At 54.0% G+C, this 16,350-nt stretch carries 17 protein-coding genes; 14 read left to right on the top strand and 3 right to left on the bottom strand.

Annotated features, from left to right (window positions below; translation table 11 throughout):
* The first annotated feature begins 128 nt into the window (after window positions 1–128).
* Both V6U78_RS08665 and acpS read left to right on the top strand, forming a co-directional pair.
* Window positions 129–614 (top strand): YajQ family cyclic di-GMP-binding protein, encoded by a 486-nt coding sequence (locus V6U78_RS08665; RefSeq protein WP_405339454.1) that lies wholly within the window; start codon window positions 129–131, stop codon window positions 612–614.
* Between the two features lie 6 nt (window positions 615–620).
* Window positions 621–1,007, top strand: a complete 387-nt coding sequence (gene acpS / locus V6U78_RS08660) for a holo-ACP synthase (protein WP_405339452.1) — start codon at window positions 621–623, stop codon at window positions 1,005–1,007.
* A 148-nt stretch (window positions 1,008–1,155) separates the two neighbouring features.
* On the opposite strand, the gene V6U78_RS08655 is transcribed toward acpS, so the two are convergent.
* Window positions 1,156–2,415, bottom strand: a complete 1,260-nt coding sequence (locus V6U78_RS08655; RefSeq protein ID WP_405339450.1) for a 6-phosphofructokinase — start codon at window positions 2,413–2,415, stop codon at window positions 1,156–1,158.
* A gap of 200 nt (window positions 2,416–2,615) precedes the next feature.
* Here V6U78_RS08655 and mpl point away from each other — a divergent pair, with 200 nt between their 5' ends.
* Both mpl and V6U78_RS08645 read left to right on the top strand, forming a co-directional pair.
* Window positions 2,616–4,016 (top strand): UDP-N-acetylmuramate:L-alanyl-gamma-D-glutamyl-meso-diaminopimelate ligase, encoded by a 1,401-nt coding sequence (gene mpl, locus V6U78_RS08650; protein ID WP_405339448.1) that lies wholly within the window; start codon window positions 2,616–2,618, stop codon window positions 4,014–4,016.
* A 29-nt stretch (window positions 4,017–4,045) separates the two neighbouring features.
* On the top strand, window positions 4,046–4,657 hold the full coding sequence (locus V6U78_RS08645; RefSeq protein WP_405339446.1) for a flavin prenyltransferase UbiX: 612 nt from the start codon (window positions 4,046–4,048) through the stop codon (window positions 4,655–4,657).
* Here V6U78_RS08645 and V6U78_RS08640 read toward each other — a convergent pair.
* The gene (locus V6U78_RS08640) at window positions 4,654–5,619 is read right to left on the bottom strand and encodes a GGDEF domain-containing protein (RefSeq protein ID WP_405339444.1); all 966 of its coding nucleotides are present in this window, start codon (window positions 5,617–5,619) and stop codon (window positions 4,654–4,656) included. The genes V6U78_RS08645 and V6U78_RS08640 overlap by 4 nt on opposite strands.
* Window positions 5,616–6,488, bottom strand: a complete 873-nt coding sequence (locus tag V6U78_RS08635) for a hypothetical protein (protein WP_405339442.1) — start codon at window positions 6,486–6,488, stop codon at window positions 5,616–5,618. The genes V6U78_RS08640 and V6U78_RS08635 overlap by 4 nt, the downstream gene beginning before the upstream one ends.
* Window positions 6,489–6,874: 386 nt before the next feature.
* Here V6U78_RS08635 and V6U78_RS08630 point away from each other — a divergent pair, with 386 nt between their 5' ends.
* The 10 genes from V6U78_RS08630 (at window position 6,875) to V6U78_RS08585 (ending at window position 16,350) form a co-directional block, all read left to right on the top strand.
* Complete coding sequence (locus V6U78_RS08630) at window positions 6,875–8,131, top strand: glutamate-5-semialdehyde dehydrogenase (RefSeq protein WP_405339440.1); 1,257 nt, start codon at window positions 6,875–6,877, stop codon at window positions 8,129–8,131.
* Window positions 8,112–8,801, top strand: a complete 690-nt coding sequence (nadD, locus tag V6U78_RS08625; protein ID WP_405339438.1) for a nicotinate-nucleotide adenylyltransferase — start codon at window positions 8,112–8,114, stop codon at window positions 8,799–8,801. The genes V6U78_RS08630 and nadD overlap by 20 nt, the downstream gene beginning before the upstream one ends.
* 13 nt (window positions 8,802–8,814) lie before the next feature.
* Window positions 8,815–9,195 (top strand): ribosome silencing factor, encoded by a 381-nt coding sequence (gene rsfS / locus V6U78_RS08620; RefSeq protein WP_405339436.1) that lies wholly within the window; start codon window positions 8,815–8,817, stop codon window positions 9,193–9,195.
* A complete protein-coding gene (gene rlmH, locus V6U78_RS08615; RefSeq protein WP_405339434.1) occupies window positions 9,192–9,659 on the top strand; it encodes a 23S rRNA (pseudouridine(1915)-N(3))-methyltransferase RlmH in 468 nt (155 codons plus the stop codon). Before rsfS ends, rlmH begins: the two co-directional genes overlap by 4 nt.
* Window positions 9,660–9,690: 31 nt before the next feature.
* Window positions 9,691–11,556: a penicillin-binding protein 2 gene (mrdA, locus tag V6U78_RS08610; protein WP_405339432.1), complete on the top strand. Its 1,866-nt coding sequence runs from the start codon at window positions 9,691–9,693 to the stop codon at window positions 11,554–11,556.
* On the top strand, window positions 11,546–12,685 hold the full coding sequence (rodA, locus tag V6U78_RS08605) for a rod shape-determining protein RodA (RefSeq protein ID WP_405339430.1): 1,140 nt from the start codon (window positions 11,546–11,548) through the stop codon (window positions 12,683–12,685). The genes mrdA and rodA overlap by 11 nt, the downstream gene beginning before the upstream one ends.
* Window positions 12,686–12,756: 71 nt before the next feature.
* Complete coding sequence (gene mltB, locus V6U78_RS08600; protein ID WP_405339428.1) at window positions 12,757–13,734, top strand: lytic murein transglycosylase B; 978 nt, start codon at window positions 12,757–12,759, stop codon at window positions 13,732–13,734.
* Window positions 13,735–13,782: 48 nt separating this feature from the next.
* Window positions 13,783–14,667, top strand: coding sequence for a septal ring lytic transglycosylase RlpA family protein (locus V6U78_RS08595; protein ID WP_405339426.1), 885 nt, complete (start codon window positions 13,783–13,785; stop codon window positions 14,665–14,667).
* A 166-nt stretch (window positions 14,668–14,833) separates the two neighbouring features.
* Entirely contained in the window at window positions 14,834–15,934 is a 1,101-nt protein-coding gene (locus V6U78_RS08590) for a D-alanyl-D-alanine carboxypeptidase family protein (protein ID WP_405339519.1), read from the top strand.
* A 128-nt stretch (window positions 15,935–16,062) separates the two neighbouring features.
* On the top strand, window positions 16,063–16,350 hold the full coding sequence (locus V6U78_RS08585) for an HP0495 family protein (RefSeq protein ID WP_405339424.1): 288 nt from the start codon (window positions 16,063–16,065) through the stop codon (window positions 16,348–16,350).

The raw sequence follows: 16,350 nt of genomic DNA, 5'->3' as shown, positions 1-16,350 counted from the left end.
TGCGGGGTGATGCTGCGCTCATGACGTTGATTAACGCTGCCTTCGAGGTCGCTTCTTCTGACGCAAAAATCGCCCCAGCTTGGGGCGTTTCAGGCTATACTGGCGTTTTTTGTTGTGCGGAGAAAAGCATGCCTTCTTTTGATGTCGTCTCAGAGCTGGATAAGCATCAGGTGACCAATGCTGTCGATCAGGCCAATCGCGTGGTCGGTAATCGTTTTGATTTTAAAGGTGTGGATGCCAGTTTTGAGTTGAGCAAGGATTATGATGTTCAGCTCAAGGCTGAAGCTGAGTTTCAGGTTGAACAGATGTTGGAAATTCTAAAAGCTGAGCTGATTCGCAAGGGTGTCGATATCGCCTGCTTGGAAGAAGGCGAGATCCAAGAAGCCAATAAAAGTGCGCGTCAGTCGGTGAAGTTGCGTGAAGGCATTGAAAGCGATAGCGCAAAAAAGATAGTGAAGCTGATTAAAGATGCCAAGCTGAAGGTGCAGGCCCAGATTCAAGGCGATCAAGTGCGCGTGACGGGTAAAAAGCGTGATGATTTGCAACAGGTGATGGCGCTGCTGAAAGGCGCGGGTCTTGAGTTGCCCTTGCAGTTTATCAACTTCCGCGACTAGTCGTTGATGATTCTTGGCATCGGTACAGATCTGGCGAAGATTGCACGTTTTGAGCAGCTGCTGGCGCGTCGTGGCGATGCCATCTGTCAGCGATTACTGACCCCTGCTGAGCGACAAGCGATGCAAAAAACCGCCCAGCCTGCTGCTTTTTTGGCTAAGCGTTTTGCCGCCAAGGAGGCACTGCTCAAAGCCTTGGGCACTGGCCTGCGTGATGGTTTAAGCTGGCAGCAGATCGAGGTGAGTAATGATGCGCTGGGGAAGCCACTGTTGGCTCTTTCTGGCGTCGCTGAGCAAAAAGCCCAGGCTCTTGGTGTGAAGCAGATTCATCTTTCATTGAGTGATGAACAGGAGATGGCGCTGGCTTTTGTACTGCTAGAGGGCAACTCGGCCTGAGTCGATCCGTCAGTTCGCTGCCTTGTCAGGATGACAGGGCTTAAAAAAGCCGCTCCATTGATATTGGGCGGCTTTTTTATGTGATTAGGTGCATGAGGCGCTGAAGAACCCTAGACGCGCCAGCAATCCAGGGCTCAAAAGAAGCGGCTTAGGGCTCAAAGTCCGGCAGTTTTTTCGCAACCAGCTGATGTTGCAGGCGGATATACTGCGGCAGGCCATTCACATACGGAGGGCAGTCTTCGCCTTGAATTAAGGGCGAGAGATACTGGCGGCCCAGTTCGCTAATGCCAAAACCATCGGGCGTAATGAAATCACGCGGCATCATTTTCTCGACATTGGCGATATCAGACAGGCAGGCCTCGCCGATTTCCCAAGCGTAGGGGGTGTCCTGTGTTCTGACGATGGTGGGCATCACTGAGTTCTTGCCTTCCAAGGCCAGCTTGACGGCTGCTGCACCTACGGCATAAGCCTGCTCTACATCGGTTGCTGAGGCCAGATGGCGCGCAGAACGCTGCAGATAGTCAGCGACGGCCCAGTGGAATTTATGGCCGAGATCTTGCTTGATCATGCCAGCCAGTGTGGGCGCAACACCGCCGAGCTGTTTGTGACCAAAGGCATCGGTTGTTCCAGCATCGGCGAGGAAGGTGCCATCAGCATAGCGTGCGCCTTCAGAGACCACCATAACGCAGAAGCCGAACTTCTTGACGCAGTCATCCACGCGTGCCATGACGGTGGCGCGGTCAAAAGGAATCTCAGGGAAGATGATCAGATGTGGAGCATCACCTTCTTTGTGGCCCGCTAAGCCCCCTGCAGCGGCAATCCAGCCAGCATGACGGCCCATCACTTCTAGAATAAAGACCTTGGTTGATGTTGCACACATGGATTCGATATCCATCGCCGCTTCTTGGGTGGAGACGGCAATATACTTGGCGACTGAGCCAAAGCCGGGGCAGTTATCCGTGACGGGGAGATCGTTATCGACTGTTTTGGGGATATGAACAGCCTTGAGTGGGTAGCCCATCGCATCGGCCAGTTGTGAGACCTTGAGGCAGGTATCGGCTGAATCATTGCCGCCGTTGTAGAAGAAGTAGCCGATATCGTGCGCTTTGAAGACTTCAATCAGGCGCTCGTACTGGCTGCGATGGCTGTCAATATCCTTAAGCTTGTAGCGACAAGAGCCAAAGGCACCGCCTGGTGTATGGCGTAGCTGTTGCACCTGCTGATCGGATAAGGCACTGGTATCGATCAGTTCTTCAGTGAGGGCACCAATAATGCCATTGCGGCCAGCGTAGACAGTTCCGATTGCATCGCCATGCTGACGGGCGGTTTCAATGACGCCGCAAGCACTGGCATTAATAACTGCGGTCACACCGCCGGATTGGGCATAAAAGGCGTTTTGCTTCGCCATAGGAAAAAAAGCTCCTACTGAGTAAATGAAAGGACAGGCGTAAAGCCATCAAAATAGCCGCCATTTTATCCCATCCTTAATTAAAATGCATGGCTGTTTTAAGTGGACTTGAGTCGGGCTGATACCTGGCTCAGGCGAGAGCCGTGTGCTCAGAGATGAAACTGTTACACTAGCGGCCTGATGACCAAAGAGGGAGAGATATGCACCTGCATTTTTTGGGTATTTGCGGCACTTTTATGGGGTCTCTGGCGATTCTTGCGCGTGAGATGGGGTTTCAGGTCAGCGGATCAGATCAGCAGGTTTATCCGCCAATGAGTGATCAGCTGGCGCAGGCAGATATCCACCTTCATGAAGGTTTTGATTATGATCCGCAGATCTTCGCACCGGATCTGGTGGTGGTCGGCAATGTGATGCGCCGTGGTCTGCCCTGCGTAGAGGCGCTGCTCAGGTCTCAGTTGCCCTATGTTTCTGGCCCGCAATGGCTGCATGATCATTTGTTGCGCCCGCAGGTGGGCGAGCCACGCTGGGTGCTGGCGGTAGCCGGTACCCACGGAAAAACAACCACGGCGAGTATGCTCGCCTGGATTCTTGAAGAAGCGGGCATGGCCCCTGGCTTTCTGATTGGCGGGGTGCCGCGCAATTTTGGCTGTTCAGCGCGCCTGGGTCAGACGCCTTTTTTTGTTATTGAGGCCGATGAGTATGACACGGCCTTTTTTGATAAGCGGTCGAAGTTTGTTCACTACACGCCACGCACGCTGGTTCTGAATAACCTTGAGTTTGATCATGCGGATATTTTTGCCAATCTGGGTGAGATTCAGCGTCAGTTTCAGCATCTATTGCGTCTTGTGCCCTCGACTGGGCGGGTGTTGTTTCCAGCAGCGAGTGAGGCTTTGCAGGCGGTATTGGATGCAGGATGTTGGAGTGAGCAAGAAACACTGGGGCCGCAGGGTGAGTTGGCAGACTGGCAGGTGGGTGCGGTGATAGAGGCAGGGCGTGCCTTTGAGGTGTTTTTTCAGCAGCAGCGCGTGGGTGAGCTGCGTTGGTCCTTGACGGGAGCGCATAATATTGCCAATGCGCTGGCGGCCCTGGCTGCAGCGCGCCATGTTGGTGTGCTGCCTGAGCAAGCGCTGGCGGCATTGAGCCGTTTTGAAGGGGTCAAAAGGCGTATGGAAGCCTTGGGGCAGCCGGGTGGTGTCGCAGTCTATGATGATTTTGCGCATCATCCAACAGCGATTAAAACCACACTGGAAGGCGCACGGGCAACAGCCAGTGGGCGCGTGCTGGCGGTGATTGAACCTCGCTCTAACACCATGCAACTGGGGACCTTGCGCGCAGAGCTGCCTGCCAGTGTGGCCGCAGCAGATCAGGTATTCTGGTATCAATCACCGCAGATGCGCTGGTCGCCAGCTGAGCTGGGGGTGGGGGAGTGCTGGACGGATTTGGATCAGCTGCTGGCACGCTTAGTGGCTGAGGCCCGCCCAGGTGATCAGTTGATTTTGATGAGCAATGGTGGTTTTGGCGGCCTGCATCAGCGTCTGTTACAGGCGTTGCAGTCTCAGGCAGCGGATGCAACGCCAGTCGATACAGGTCGCCCAACATAATCAGTGATGTTCAAGCAAAGAGAGTGGACATGAAAAGAGTAACACTGGCCCTGACAGGGGCATCTGGCATCCAATATGGACTCAGGTTGCTGGATTGTTTGGTGGCGCAGGGATGCCAGGTTGATCTATTGGTCTCGAAGGCGGCGCATCTGGTGATGGCGACGGAAACCCCAGTCCGTTGGCCTTCTGATCCTGAGCGTTTGAATGCCCAGTTGGCAGAGCGCTATGCTGATCAGCCAGGTCAGGTGCGTGCCTATGGGCGCGAGAACTGGTTTGCTCCAGCCGCTTCAGGTTCAGGTGCAGCGGCCAGTATGGTGGTCTGTCCCTGCTCTGGCGGCACCTTGTCGGCTCTGGCCACAGGTGCCAGTAATAACCTGATTGAGCGCGCGGGTGATGTAGCGCTCAAGGAAAGGCGGCAGTTAATTTTGGTGTTGCGAGAAATGCCCCTGCACCAAGTGCATCTAGAGCATATGCTGAAGCTGACTCAAATGGGCGCGGTGATCATGCCCGCTAGCCCGGGCTTTTATCATGATCCACAGACCATTGATGATTTGGTCGATTTTGTTGTGGCGCGTGTCTTGGACCAGCTGGGGTTGGAGCAGCAGCTGGTCGCACGCTGGGGAGAAGAACCGGCAGGTTAAACGCGTTCACTGAGTGAGTGGACGCAGCTCTGGTGCAGCCGCTGCCAGCACTGATCAAGATTCTCGCCCGGAGCGAGAACCAGTGGTGTGATGCTGGTATCCGGTGGCCCCAGCTCAGAGCTGAGTTCACGCAGCAGCTGTTGATACAGTCGCTCACGCAGTACCAGTGCACCATTCATGCTGGTGTTGGGTAGCAGCAACAACAGGGTTTGCTCATCAAAACGATAAGCCTCATCGCCTGTGCGACAATTCATGCGCGCGATACGGCTGGCTTCCTTGAGGAACAATCTGGCGCTGGATGGACTGAACTCTTGTTTAAGCAGCGGATATTGATGCAGCTCGATCAGCAAAAAAGCCAGCGGCTTTTGCATGGCGCGACTGCGTGCAATCTCGGATTTGAGCTGCTGTTGCAAATGCTGCCGGTTATAAAAGCCTGTGGTTTCATCCTGCCCAATCAGCTGTTCAAGGCTGGCTGTTTTCTGACGATGCTTAACGCCATAGAGCCAAGCAATCATCAGCAGCAATAGATAGTGACCAATAAAAATCAGTGTGGCATCCAGTGAGTCCAGATCCAAGTGCCAATGGGTGAGCCCAGCCAGCAGCAGCAGGCTGAGGGCAAGAGAGACAGCATTGGGCAGCAGATAAAAGGCAATAAAAGGAAAAAAGAAGCTCACATATTGCCACTGACTCGATTCATGTGGACTGGTTGGCTGAAAGAGCAAAAAGAACATCAGTCCTAGCAAGGCAATCAGTGCCGCTGGATCATAGACCACACGGCTGGGCATGACCCAGCGCCAGATGGCCAGTGCAGCGAAAACAGGCGTCAATAAGCTGGGTAGTAGAATGGCTTCATAATAGCCAGAGCGATACACCTGCACGGCCATGCCAATCATCAGTAAGCTGATTAGGCAGTAGATAAAGGCACCCAGCTGGCGCAGCGGTGGATTGAACTCGATTCTCATGCGCGCAGCTGCCTTACGGGCGGTGCGAGGCTCGGTGATGGTGTCGGTGCTGGGGGATGCAGTGTCAGCAGATCCGCATCTTGAATTGCAGTGCTCAAGCTCAGCTTTCTCTGCTCGGCAGCGGCCTCATTGGCGGCGGGCAAGAGCAGAACAAGCTGTTGCTGCTGATCTTGATAAAGCTGTTCATAGGGAAGCAGTGCCTGCTGAATGCGCTGGAGCTGTGCAAGTGACAAGGGTGGAGTATGAGGCTGAAGCTTGACTTGCAGCAGATAGGTTTTTTCACGCGCAGCGCGCTGCTCTTCTCTGAGTTGATCCTGGGCCAGTTGGGCAGCGTTGAAAACTTTGGTGTTGGGGTCGCGTCTGAGGCGTTGCAGATATTCTTGCTGTCGGCGTTGGTGGGTGTAGCCGTAAAGGGTGGCCAGCAGAGTGCCAGCCCAGAAGGCCAGTAAAATCGTTGCGCGAAAACTGCCCGAAAACTCAAGCATCAGCAGAAAGTTAACGCTAACAGCAAAGCCAATCACATAGTTCAAGCCTTGACGGTAAGGGAAAAAAGCCAAGGCAAGAAAAGGATAGGCCAGATGAATGCTTAAATAGTAAAGCGGCGTCTCTTCGCTCAGTTGTAAGACCAGATAAAAAGAAATCAGGGTATAAAAACTGAAGATCAGGTGGGTGCCGAAATCTAGCCAGCGCAGGCCCTTGTGCTCGGGTTGAAAAGCAAGAAAGAAAATCACCAGAAGCATGCCGGTAAAGTAAAGGCTGGCGTGAGGCAGGTCATGGATGTGAAAGTGCCACCCTGCAAGCAGAGCAAAAAAGAAACAGGTTAAAACCTGGCACCAAGTTAAAGCACGTATGGACTCAAGTGGTTCCATAACTCTACAAACCTTTGTTTATCTGTAAGCACCCATTCATTGGGTGTCAGGGTCTTCAAAAACAAAGCCTTCATTGGCAGACCGGCCACTCCCCTGGCGGATGTATTGTAAACCAATGTTAAAGGTTATGGAAAGGCAGCGCAGATAAAATGCCGGTCAAAAGCCGGCTGCTGGATTTAAACCTTTCTTTTTAATCTATCTCTATAAAAAAAAGATCGGTAATCAGCTGGGATGGCAATATCGAAGCAGAGTCAAGATTGGAAAAGTAAGTGAATTTCAGCCCTGATTCAGTTAAGGTTGTCGGTTTGAATTAGTTGGCTCTGGTGGTCTTTGATGACTGTGGGAGCAGGTGTAAAGACCCTTTTAGGATCAGGTAGAGGTTCAGCATGAATATTGCAGACTATATGCAGCGTCTTGGGCAGCAAGCGCGTCGTGCCGCGCAGACCCTAGTGCAGGCCACCACGCAAGATAAGAATAAGGCGCTTTTGGCCATGGCCGATGCGCTGGATCAAGGGCGTGCTGCACTGCTGGCGGCCAACCAGGAAGACTTGCGTGTGGGTGCTGCACGTGGTTTGGATGCCGCGTTGATGGATCGTCTGGAACTGACCAGCGGGCGTATTGATGCGATGATCGAGGGCCTGCGCCAGGTTGCTGCCTTGCCAGATCCTGTTGGAGAAATCACCGAAATGAATTATCGCCCGAGCGGTATTCAGGTTGGCAAGATGCGTGTGCCACTGGGTGTCGTGGGGATGATTTATGAATCGCGGCCCAATGTGACCGTTGAAGCGGCAAGCCTGTGCCTGAAATCAGGGAATGCGGTGATTCTGCGTGGCGGTTCTGAGGCGATTCATTCCAACCGTGCGATCGCCGCCTGTATCGAGCAGGGGTTGGCGCAAGCTGGTTTGGTGGTCGAGGCCGTTCAGCTGGTTGAGGTAACCGATCGTGCGGCTGTGGGTGAGCTGATCCAGATGCAGGACTTTGTTGATGTCTTGGTCCCGCGTGGTGGCAAGGGCTTGATCGAGCGGATCACGCAGGATGCACGTATTCCAGTGATCAAACATCTGGATGGCATCTGCCATGTCTATTTAGATCAGGATGCTGATGAGCAGAAGGCATTGGCGATTGCGCTGAATGCCAAAACGCACCGTTACGGTACCTGCAATACGATGGAAACCTTGTTGATTCACGCTGATCAGGCACCGCAGCTGTTACCGCGTTTGGCTGCGCTTTATGCTGAAAAACAAGTTGAACTGCGCGGCTGCGAGCGCAGTCGTAGTCTGGTGCCCAGTATGCAGGCGGCTATAGAGGCGGATTGGTCCACCGAGTACCTCGCGCCGATACTGGCCATTAAGCTGGTGGACTCGATGGATAAGGCGATAGAGCATATTAATCACTATGGCTCACATCATACGGATGCCATCGTCACTGAGAACTGGACGCGCGCACGCCAGTTTTTGGCCAGAGTGGATTCCAGCTCGGTGATGATCAATGCTTCAACGCGCTTTGCAGATGGCTTTGAGTACGGCTTGGGCGCTGAAATTGGGATCTCGACAGATAAGATCCATGCTCGGGGGCCTGTGGGGCTGCTGGGTTTGACCTCACAAAAGTATGTGGTATTGGGTGATGGTCATATCCGCCAGTAACGAGGTTGCGGCCCAGTCCAGCGGATTGGTGCTGATGTATGGGGGAACTTTTGATCCGGTGCATTGTGGCCATCTGCGCAGTGCGCTGGAACTGACCCAGTGCTTGCCGATTCAGCGTGTTCACTGGATTCCTTGTCAGGTGCCACCGCATCGTCCTCAGCCGCAGGCGAGTGGTGCGGCGCGTTTGGCCATGTTGCATCTGGCGACGGCCGATGAGCCGCTGTTTTATGTTGATGATCGTGAGCTGAGGCGGGCTGGACCTTCTTGGTCCGTGGAGACACTGGAGGCTTTGCGCGCTGAATATGGGCCGCACCAGCCGCTGGCGATGCTGCTGGGCTGGGATGCTTATCTCGGGCTCCTCAGCTGGTCGCGGACTGAGCGCCTGCTGGATCTAGCGCATCTGGTGGTCATCGCGCGTCCAGGGACGGCCGATCAGGAGCCAGAAGCCTTGCGTGCCTGGTCAGCAGAACGGCGTGTGCGTGACCCAGAACAGCTGAGCTTGCACCCTGCCGGCTCTGTGCTTCACATTACCCTGCCTAGCCAGCTGCAAATCTCGGCTAGCTTCTTGCGTCAGGGTTTACGGCAGCAGCGCTCTATGCGCTATCTGACACCGGACAGTGTGCTGCACTATATTCAAGAGCATCAGCTTTATGTGGCTGATGTTGTTTAACTGAGGAGTAAGTATGCAACAAGAAGTGAATCCCGCCCCACTGGATGCGGCTGCGCTGACCGAGAGAGTCTTGCAACTGCTGGATGATTTAAAGGCGAAAGACCCAGTGGTGCTTGATGTCACTGAACAGACCAGCGTGACGGATCGCATGGTTCTTGTCACCGGTGGCTCGTCACGTCAGGTGGCGGCTTTGGCCCGACATCTCGTCGATGAATTAAAGAAAGAACAAATCCATCCGCTGAGCGTTGAAGGACAGGATGCCAGTGACTGGGTGCTGGTTGATCTCGGTGATGTGCTCGTGCATATCATGCAGCAAGAAGCGCGTGACTATTATGCGCTTGAAAAGCTCTGGGGTGAGCTGGCACCGACAGCAGAGCAGGTTGCACAAGGGTGAAGATCAGAATCCTTGCCGTTGGACAAAAGATGCCGTCTTGGGTTGAGCAGGGGGTGAATGAATATCTACGCCGCCTGCCTGCCGATTTTAAGGTTCAGTTTGAGGAGTGTGCGCTCGGTCAGCGTCGAGGTCAGCACTCAGGTGCGAAGGCCAAGGAGCAAGAAGGCCAGACCTTGTTGGCCAAGATTCACCCTAAAGAAAGGGTGATCGCGCTGGATGTGCAAGGCAAGGCCTGGTCTAGTGAGACCTTGGCGGAACAGGCCACGGATTGGCGCATGGACGGCCGTGATGTGGTCCTGCTGATTGGCGGGCCAGATGGCCTAGCCGATGCTTGTCTGCAACGAGCAGAACAGCGCTGGTCTCTTTCAGCCTTGACCTTGCCTCACCCTCTGGTGCGCGTTGTGCTGGCAGAGCAGCTCTATCGTGCCTGGAGCCTGATTTCCGGTCATCCCTATCACCGCTAAGCGCAGTTCGCGGCAGGTCTGAGTCACGTCTATGTCAGAATTTCATCGTCAGATTAAAGACCCAGAAAAAGAAAAGCAGATTTTTCTTTTTCGTGCACGCCTGCTGCTTTTTTTTGTGCTTTTGATCCTGGCTGGCCTGGTCAGTCGTATGGCCTACTTGCAGTTGTGGCAATATGATGTCCATGCCAGCCGCTCCGAAAGAAACCGTATTAGTGTCGAAGCCATCCCACCTACGCGCGGGCTGATCTACGACCGTGAAGGCCGCCTGTTGGCGGATAACCTGCCCAGCTATAGCCTCACTTTAACGCGCGAACTGGCGGATAATGTGCCGCTGGTGATTCGTCGCGTGTGCTTTTTCCTTGATCTTGATGCCGCTTGTGAGGAGCAGCTGCAGGAAAGAAGCCGCCAGCGCCGCCGTCCTTTTGAGCCTGCCTTGTTGCTCGATCAGCTCACTGAAGAGCAGATTGCCATCTTGTCCGTGAATCGCCATCTGTTGCCAGGTGTCGAGGTGGCCGCTCAGCTGCTGCGCGATTACCCCTATGGTGCAGCCTTGTCTCATGCTCTGGGCTATGTCGGGCGGATCAGTGAAGAAGATCAAGCGCGTATTGATCGTCGCGCGTATAGCGGTACGCACTATATTGGCAAAACTGGCCTTGAGCGTTTCTATGAAGAACGCCTGCTGGGAGAGGTTGGGTTTCGACGTGTAGAAACCAATGCTCGTGGACGAGTGATTCGTCTGCTGGAATCCGAACCGCCGCGTCCGGGTGAGGATTTGCATCTGCATCTTGATGCTGAGTTGCAAGCCTTTGCTTACGAGGCTTTGGCTGGCCAGCGTGCGGCATTGGTGGCGATAGAGCCTGCCACGGGTGGCATTCTGGCATTGGTCAGCTCACCCGGTTATGACCCAAATGTTTTTATTGGCTCGCTTGATTCGACTGCCTTTCATGAATTACGCCGTGATCCGCAGCAACCCCTGTTTGATCGGGCGGCTCGTGGCCGTTATGCCCCAGGTTCGACGATCAAGCCCTTTATCGGACTGCTGGGTTTACAAGAAGATGTGATTCAAATGGATACCGTGATCCATGATCCCGGTTTTTATCAGCTACCGAATGATGATCGGCGCTACCGCAATTGGCGGCGTTGGGGGCATGGCGAGGTCGATCTGCGGCGTTCAATCGAAGTCTCGAACAATACCTTCTTTTATCATCTGGCATTTTTGCTCGGCATCGATCGCATCGATCTTGCCATGCGCGAATTTGGGTTTGGACAGGTCATGGCGCGAGATGTCCAGGGAGCGCGAGCGGGCCTGATGCCGAATCGGGAGTGGAAGCGTCAAGTGCATCGTCAGCCCTGGTTTCCCGGTGAGACCTTGAGCACAGGGATAGGGCAGGGCTACTGGCTGACGACGCCCTTACAGCTGGCCACGGCAACGGCGGTGCTAGCCAATCGAGGCCAATGGGTGCGCCCTCATTTACTGATGAATGATGATGACCTGCCAGATCCAGATCTTCCTGCACCGATCAGCGTACAGCATGAAGCCTACTGGGATTATATTATTGGCAGCATGGAAGACGTGATGCACGGCCGTGAAGGAACAGCCCGTTTTGCTGGTGCAGGTGCGCGCTATCGTATTGCAGGTAAAACCGGCACATCACAGGTTTTTGGCTTAAGCCAGGAAGAAACGCATGATCGGGATGCCATCCCCGAACATCTGCGTGATCACGCCTTATTTATGGGTTTTGCGCCGGCCGATCGCCCACAGATTGCTCTGGCGCTGATTGTTGAAAATGCTGAAGGTGGTGGGAGTCGCATCGCCGCGCCATTGGCACGACAAATTTTTGATGCTTATCTCACTCCTGAGCGTCTCGCGCAATTAGAGGCTGATCATGCCCCGTGATTTTCAATGGAAGCTGCCTGGTGCAGAAAAGCACCTGAGGCGTAAAGAGAACTGGCTGACACGCCTGCATCTTGATCCTTGGTTGCTTGGAGGCTTGCTGCTCCTGATGGGCGCAGGGTTGGTTGTGCTCTATAGTGCCTCTGGTGGCCAATGGGCGGTGGCCCAGGCGCAGTTGCATCGCTTTGTTTTGGGCCTGATGCTGATGTTTGCTGTCGCGCAGATTCAGCCACGCACGCTCTTGCATTGGGCACCGTGGATTTATGGGGCCAGTCTGGCGGCCCTCGTTGCTGTGCTGTTCGTCGGTACGGATGCCAAGGGCGCACAGCGTTGGATCGCCCTAGCTGGATTTCGCTTTCAGCCATCCGAACTGATGAAGCTCGCCTTGCCGCTGATGCTGGCCAGCTTTTTAGCGCGACGCCATCTGCCGCCTGGGTGGAAGCATTTGATGATCTCTTTCGCTCTGCTGGCAGTGCCGGTGTTGCTGATCTCCAGACAGCCGGATTTGGGCACTTCTCTTTTAGTGGCTGCCTCAGGTTTGGTGGTCTTGTTTCTGGCGGGTTTAAGTTGGAAGCTGATTTTTAGCTTTATCGGCCTGGCCGCCGCTGCTTTGCCCGCCTTATGGATGGTGATGCATGATTACCAGCGTAATCGGGTGCTCACCTTCTTGCATCCCGAGCGCGACCCGCTGGGAACAGGGTGGAATATCATTCAATCCAAAACCGCCATCGGCTCTGGTGGATTAGAAGGGAAGGGGTGGCTACAGGGAACGCAATCACGGCTGGAGTTCCTTCCTGAGCGGCATACGGACTTTATTATTGCGGTTTTGGCGGAAGAATGGGGTTTTATTGGTGTTTGTGTCTTACTGAGCTTGTATCTATTGATTATCTGGCGTGGTTTGTCGATTGCGATGCAAGCCGGCACCAGTTTCTCACGTTTGCTGGCTGCAGCCATTATCATGACCTTCTTCATTTATCTTTTTGTCAATATTGGTATGGTCAGTGGTTTATTGCCTGTTGTTGGAGTGCCGCTGCCGCTGGTGAGCTTTGGCGGCACCTCTAGTATCAGTTTATTGATCGGATTCGGTATTCTGATGTCTATTCACACGCACAAGGCTTTAGTCGATAAATAATGAAAGGAGTGAACGTGATCCATTTAACCCCGGTCTCGCTGAGACAGACAAGAAACGTGCGTGTCAGGCTCATGCTGAGCTTGCTTTTGCTACTGGTGTGGAGCCAAAACCTGCTCGCCCATCCGCAGGTTTATCATCCAGAAACACGCGAGGATGTGGCTGAATTGATCGAACTGCTGGTCAATGAGCGGGGGTTTGAGCGCCAGTGGCTGGTCACGACGCTCGCTGAGGCCCGTCAGCGACAGGATATTCTGGATTTGATCGCTCGTCCTGCCGAGCGCGTCTTGCAGTGGTATGACTATCGTCAGATTTTTCTGACCGAAGCACGGGCGCAGGCAGGACGTGAGTTTATGACTCGTTATGCAGACGCACTGCAACGTGCTGAGCAGCAGTATGGCGTGCCTGCTGAAATGATCACGGCGATTATCGGCGTTGAAACCTTCTATGGTCGCAACAAGGGGCGACATCGTGTGCTGGATGCCCTAGCGACGCTGACCTTTGATTATCCGCCACGCGCGCCCTTTTTCCGTGGCCAGTTGATCGAGTTTTTAGAGCTGACCCGTCGAACCGGCTTGAATCCCAGCCTGCCGATGGGCTCCTATGCCGGTGCGATGGGCTATCCGCAGTTTATTCCCACCAGCTATCGTGATTTCGCCGTTGATTTTGATGGCGATGGTTTTGCCGATATCTGGACCAACCCAGTGGATGCCATAGGCTCAGTCGGGCGTTATTTTGAAGCCCATGGCTGGCAGCGCGGCGCGGCTGTGGCGCATGAGTTCCGCTTGACAGGGGATGAATCGGCCCTGCCTGAGTTGCGTGCCAATCGCTTCAATCGCCAGCCTTGGTCTGAAGTACGCGCGGCTGGTGTGCGTGTAGATGCCAGCCTCGAGGACGCGGAACGCGTGATCCCGATGGCTTTTCGTACTGCTGAAGAATCCAGCCGTTATGTTTTAGGCCTGAATAACTTCTATGTCATCACGCGCTACAACCATAGCCGTATGTATGCACTGGCAGTCTATGATCTGGCCAGGTCTTTAGGGATGGATTAAAATGCCCGTCCGCAGCAGACAGCTGATCGATGAGCGAGAGTAAGTGGGATGAAGCGAGGTGATGTAGCGTTAAGGTTGGTGGCACTGGCAGGCATCGCACTGCTGACAGGCTGCTCTGTCGGTGGCGGAGGTGGCGTGTTCGGTGCTCACTCGCCAAGTGGACAGTCGGTTTATACGCTGCAAGATAGAGTCACCAGCTCTGGCGGCGGGCGCTATACCCAGCGTGTCGATGGTCTGCCCGCGAACCCGCCCGATGTGTCGCGGATTCCTGACGCCATCCCGCGTGTTGAGCCGCGTAGTCGTCAGGGTAATGCGGCCCAGTACACGGTTTTTGGAGAAACCTATCGCGTTCTGCCTTCCAGCCAGGGTTTTGTACAAACAGGCATTGCTTCTTGGTATGGCACTAAATTTCATGGGCACTTAACCTCCAATGGTGAGGTCTATGACATGTATGCCATGACCGCAGCCCATACCACCTTGCCGATTCCAACTTATGTGCGTGTCACTAACTTGGATAATCAACGTCAGGTTATCGTGCGTATTAATGATCGCGGTCCTTTTGTTGGACGGCGGATCATTGATCTGTCCTATGCGGCAGCCTATCGCTTAGGTATAGTCCAGACGGGAACGGGGCGGGTGCGTGTTGAGGCGATCGATCCGCTGGCCTGGCAGCGTGAGAACCCGACTCAAGTGGCAGCGCAATCGAGCGTGTTCCTGCAAGTGGCGGCACTGGCGGATGCTGAGGCCGCGACCCGCTTGCAAGAAAGAGTTCGAGGGATGACGCAAGCGCCGGTGCGGATTTTATCCAGTCAAGGATCGCCCAGGCTCTACCGTGTGCAGGTTGGGCCTCTGGCGGAAGGCGAGCCAGTACAAGCAGCAATACGCCAGCTCGAGGCCAGTGATTTAGGTCGACCTTTGCTTGTGCGTCAGTAGAGGACGATCGTCAAGATACACCCAGTGCTCAGGGTGAGCCGCTTGCGCAGAGATCCGCTTTGACGAGCTTTTAAAGATTTTTAGGTTAAGAAAAGGAAGAGTTATGTTGTACAAGAAAAGCAGCGTGATAGGTTGGGTGCTCAGTGGCTGGTTATTGGTGAGCTCGATGGGGTGGGCGTCGCAGGTGATGATTCCTGCACCCCCACAGCTGGCTGCTTCTTCATGGATTCTGATCGATGCTCATAGTGGTGCGGTGATTGCTGAGCATAATGCGGATGAGCGCCTGCCGCCTGCCAGTTTGACCAAAATGATGACCAGTTATCTGCTGGAGTATGAGATTCATCAGGGAACCGTCGAGCTGAATGATATGGTGCGCATCAGCGAACGCGCTTGGCGTATGCCCGGATCCCGCATGTTTGTCCAAGAAGGCACTTTTGTTTCGATTGAAGATTTGTTGCGCGGGGTGATTATTCAATCCGGCAATGATGCTTCCGTAGCCGTGGCCGAGCATTTGGCCGGCAGCGAAACGGCTTTTGCTGATTTGATGAACCAGCACGCGCGTTTGATGGGCATGACCAACACCCACTTTATGAATTCAACTGGCCTGCCAGATGAGAACCACTACTCCACAGCACGTGATTTGGCCATCTTGTCACGCGTGAAAATCATGGATTACCCAGAACACTACTCGATCTACTCAGAAAGAGAGTTCACCTTTAATAATATCCGTCAGACCAACCGCAACCGCTTATTGTGGCGTGATGCCAGTGTGGATGGATTGAAAACCGGCCATACCAGTGAGGCAGGCTACTGTTTAGCGGCCTCTGCTGTGCGTAATGATATGCGCTTGATCTCGGTGGTGATGGGAACGCGTAGTGATGAAGCACGGACGCAAGAAAGCCAGAAGCTTTTGAGTTATGGTTTTCGCTATTTTGAGACCCCCCGTCTCTATCAGGCCTATCAGGATCTGGATGAGGCGCGGGTGTGGAAGGGAGCGCGTACCTCGGTGCGTGTTGGCCTGACGGAAGATCTCTATGCCACAATTCCGCGTGGCGCGCAGGAGCAGCTCCAGGCTGAGATCGTCCTTCATCCCAATTTACAGGCCCCGCTGGTGGTGGGTGATCAGGTGGGTCAACTGGTGATCAGCCTCAACGGTGAGGTGGTCAAGCAAGAACCTGTCTTTGCTTTGGAGAACCTCGAGCGCGGTGGTTTTTTCAAGCGTTTATGGCATAGTCTGATTATGTTCTTTAGTGGGCTGCTGAGCTAAGGGAGTCTCTGATCAGCGCTCATGTGGCAGAAGGGAGGCTAAAAACAGCCTCTCTTTTTTATTTTTAGATGGCTTTGATAAGGCGGACCTGGTCTTCTTGTCTGGCCCAGTATGTAGGTGTGAAAAGTATGTCGAACTCTAATCCTAGTGTTGAAGCCAATGCGCCTAAAATTGATTTCCCCTGTGATTATCCAATTAAGGTGATGGGAGAAGCGGCGCCAGATTTTAAAGTCAGCATCCTTGATGTGTTAGTTGGAGAAGCCACTGAATATCATCAACAGAGCGTGACGGTGGTCGACAGTCGAAATGGCCGTTTCCAATCGGTCCGGGTGACCGTGAAGGCGGAGAGTCCAGCGCATCTGGATCGTTTGTTTCAGGCCTTAAAAGCAACAGGTCGTGTGCATATGGTGCTGTGA

It is taken from the genome of Marinospirillum alkalitolerans (assembly GCF_045055655.1).
GTDB lineage: Bacteria > Pseudomonadota > Gammaproteobacteria > Pseudomonadales > Halomonadaceae > Marinospirillum > Marinospirillum alkalitolerans.
The sequence above is the reverse complement of the archived record's forward strand: the minus strand, read 5'-3'. Positions and strand labels throughout refer to the sequence as shown.

Excerpts from the sequence above, each read along its gene's own strand:
- V6U78_RS08665 (WP_405339454.1), top strand. The coding sequence starts at position 129 with ATGCCTTCTTTTGATGTCGTCTCAGAGCTGGATAAGCATCAGGTGACC.
- acpS (WP_405339452.1), top strand. The coding sequence starts at position 621 with ATGATTCTTGGCATCGGTACAGATCTGGCGAAGATTGCACGTTTTGAG.
- V6U78_RS08655 (WP_405339450.1), bottom strand. The coding sequence starts at position 2,415 with ATGGCGAAGCAAAACGCCTTTTATGCCCAATCCGGCGGTGTGACCGCA.
- mpl (WP_405339448.1), top strand. The coding sequence starts at position 2,616 with ATGCACCTGCATTTTTTGGGTATTTGCGGCACTTTTATGGGGTCTCTG.
- V6U78_RS08645 (WP_405339446.1), top strand. The coding sequence starts at position 4,046 with ATGAAAAGAGTAACACTGGCCCTGACAGGGGCATCTGGCATCCAATAT.
- V6U78_RS08640 (WP_405339444.1), bottom strand. The coding sequence starts at position 5,619 with ATGAGAATCGAGTTCAATCCACCGCTGCGCCAGCTGGGTGCCTTTATC.
- V6U78_RS08635 (WP_405339442.1), bottom strand. The coding sequence starts at position 6,488 with ATGGAACCACTTGAGTCCATACGTGCTTTAACTTGGTGCCAGGTTTTA.
- V6U78_RS08630 (WP_405339440.1), top strand. The coding sequence starts at position 6,875 with ATGAATATTGCAGACTATATGCAGCGTCTTGGGCAGCAAGCGCGTCGT.
- nadD (WP_405339438.1), top strand. The coding sequence starts at position 8,112 with ATGGTCATATCCGCCAGTAACGAGGTTGCGGCCCAGTCCAGCGGATTG.
- rsfS (WP_405339436.1), top strand. The coding sequence starts at position 8,815 with ATGCAACAAGAAGTGAATCCCGCCCCACTGGATGCGGCTGCGCTGACC.
- mrdA (WP_405339432.1), top strand. The coding sequence starts at position 9,691 with ATGTCAGAATTTCATCGTCAGATTAAAGACCCAGAAAAAGAAAAGCAG.
- rodA (WP_405339430.1), top strand. The coding sequence starts at position 11,546 with ATGCCCCGTGATTTTCAATGGAAGCTGCCTGGTGCAGAAAAGCACCTG.
- mltB (WP_405339428.1), top strand. The coding sequence starts at position 12,757 with ATGCTGAGCTTGCTTTTGCTACTGGTGTGGAGCCAAAACCTGCTCGCC.
- V6U78_RS08595 (WP_405339426.1), top strand. The coding sequence starts at position 13,783 with ATGAAGCGAGGTGATGTAGCGTTAAGGTTGGTGGCACTGGCAGGCATC.
- V6U78_RS08590 (WP_405339519.1), top strand. The coding sequence starts at position 14,834 with ATGGGGTGGGCGTCGCAGGTGATGATTCCTGCACCCCCACAGCTGGCT.
- V6U78_RS08585 (WP_405339424.1), top strand. The coding sequence starts at position 16,063 with ATGTCGAACTCTAATCCTAGTGTTGAAGCCAATGCGCCTAAAATTGAT.